Below are 931 nucleotides of genomic sequence, written 5' to 3' on the forward strand. Positions count from 1 at the left end.
AAAAGCAGGGCCGGCTGACCCGCGATGGACGGCTGCCGCCGGTGTTGCCGCTGGTGCTCTACAACGGCTTCAAGCCCTGGCGGCATTCCACCCGGCTAAGCGATCTGTGCCACCCGGCACCTGCCGGGCTGCAGGTGTTCCAGCCCAGCTTCGAGTACCTGCTGATAGACGAAAACCAGTATGCGGACAGCGAACTGAGCGGGCGGCGGAACCTGGTGGCGATGCTGATGCGGCTGGAGCAGGCGCAAACGCCCCAGGTAATGAAGGGGATCGTCGATGAACTGCGTGGCTGGCTGACGCTGGATGACCAGACGCCCTTGCGCCGCAATATCATCCGTTGGATCATCGGGTTGGTCCGTCGTCGTACGTCGAACGGGCGGATCCCACCATTGAGCGACTTGCTGGAGGTAAGCACCATGTTGGCGGAGCGCACGGAAACCTGGACCGAACGCTGGCTGCAGGAAGGCATGGAAAAGGGGCTGGAAAAAGGGTTGGAGAAAGGCCAGGCTGTATTGCTGCAACGCCAACTGGGCAAACGTTTCGGCCCCTTGCCGGAATGGGCCGTACAGCGGGTCGAACAGGCCGGGGTCGAGCGTATCGGTATCTGGGCTGAGGCGATCTTCGAGGCACAGAGCCTTGAGGAGTTGCTGGCCCAAGGGGACGTGTAGGCAGAGGTAAGCGGGGATACCGATCGGCGCTGAGCAGGTTTTAGAGGGCGAGAATGGGGATGGTGCCCACGCTCTGCGTGGGTACCTTTTTCATGTGCGCCCAGCATGGGCGCACTCCTGTGGGTGCAAGTCCCACCGTAAGCTGATCACCGCGAACGAAGTGAAGCGCAACTGCGTGAGGGCGACCGAGCGTGGGGAGGAAGCGTAGAGCGTAATCTGCGAGCCGATGGACAAGAACCGGATAGAAGGCGCTGCCGAGCAGG

At 62.2% G+C, this 931-nt stretch carries 1 protein-coding gene; it reads left to right on the forward strand.

The genetic code is table 11. The features are described from left to right. Positions 1-668: Rpn family recombination-promoting nuclease/putative transposase (locus DNJ95_RS19100; RefSeq protein WP_131186280.1), on the forward strand; the 668-nt coding region annotated here is incomplete at its 5' end. Positions 669-931: the final 263 nt, after the last annotated feature.

This window comes from Stutzerimonas kirkiae, assembly GCF_004327335.1.
GTDB lineage: Bacteria > Pseudomonadota > Gammaproteobacteria > Pseudomonadales > Pseudomonadaceae > Stutzerimonas > Stutzerimonas kirkiae.